The following is a 1,144-nucleotide window of genomic DNA, read 5'->3' as shown; positions in this document are numbered from 1 at the left end:
GGCGTAGGTTCGCCGGGTTGGTGGTCGTGACGGTTGGATGTGCGGTGACGTCCATTGGACCGCTGGAGGCGCGGTGGCTGAGTCTGTCCGTGTACGCAGATTGACCGACAAGGAGGGGCAGAAGCTGAAGCAGATCGTGCGCCGGGGCAGCACGAGTTCGGTGCGTTACCGGCGGGCGATGATGCTGCTCGCTTCGGCGGGCGGAATCCGGGTGCCGGTGATCGCCCAGCTGGTCCAGGCCGATGAGGACACCGAGCGCGACGTGATCCACCGCTTCAACGAGATCGGCGTGGCCTGCCTGGACCCTCAGTGGGCGGGAGGCCGTCCCCGCCTGCTCACCCCTGACGACGAGGACTTCGTCATCCGGACGGCCACCACCCGCCCCACCAGGCTCGGCCAGCCCTTCACCCGCTGGTCGATCCGCAAACTCGCCGCCTACCTGCGGGAAGTGCACGGACGTGTCATCCGCATCGGCCGTGAAGCCTTATGGTGCCTGCTCCGGCGCCGCGGCATCACCTTCCAGCGCACCAAGACATGGAAGGAATCACCCGACCCTCATCGTGACGCCGAGGGCATCCGCTGGGGCGGACGCCCCCTCAACGCCGCAGCCTGACCGACCGCGAGCCGCAGCCCCGGAGTGCCGAAAGGGACAAGTTCACGAGAAGGACAGCGACAGAAGGACGACTCAGGAGGCGGACGGCTCGATCTCCCCCGCAAAGACGATGACCTGGTCGATGAGGCTCCGCCGCAGATGGACGACGTCTGTTCCCGCCAGGCGGGGGCCTCCATCCGGCGTGGTGAAGACCCACTGGTACCGGGCCCACTCGCCAGGCATGTCCACCGCCGAGCAGCGCACCATCGTGCCGGTCCCCGCCGGGTGGCGCCGGATGTCCAGCACGAACCGCTCGACCGCCGCGATTCCTTCGCTGCGACCCAACGGCCCCCAGAAGACCACGTCTGAGGTAAGGGCCTGGGAGAGCAGGGCAGTCACATAGCTGTCGTCCGAGGCGTTAAACGCGGAGATGAACGTGTCGATCGCGGAGCGTGCCGTCTCTTCCTGCATCCCCCAGTAATACCAGCCGTTGCGCGTGCGCTCGTCCCGCGAGTCGCCTTCCGATCACGGTGGACCATCCCGGTCACAGCA

The 1,144-nt window shown here is 67.4% G+C and carries 1 protein-coding gene and 1 pseudogene; one reads left to right on the top strand and one right to left on the bottom strand.

Features of this window, described 5'->3' with window-relative positions; genetic code table 11:
• Positions 1-73: 73 nt before the first annotated feature.
• A pseudogene (locus tag NQU54_RS48565) lies at positions 74-571 on the top strand (helix-turn-helix domain-containing protein); the annotation flags it as partial.
• Positions 572-685: 114 nt separating this feature from the next.
• Here the strand turns inward: NQU54_RS48565 and NQU54_RS48560 are convergent.
• Positions 686-1,063, bottom strand: coding sequence for a nuclear transport factor 2 family protein (locus NQU54_RS48560; protein WP_030278697.1), 378 nt, complete (start codon positions 1,061-1,063; stop codon positions 686-688).
• Positions 1,064-1,144: the final 81 nt, after the last annotated feature.

It is taken from the genome of Streptomyces malaysiensis subsp. samsunensis (assembly GCF_024519315.1).
Lineage (GTDB): Bacteria > Actinomycetota > Actinomycetes > Streptomycetales > Streptomycetaceae > Streptomyces > Streptomyces malaysiensis.
The sequence above is the reverse complement of the archived record's forward strand: the minus strand, read 5'-3'. Positions and strand labels throughout refer to the sequence as shown.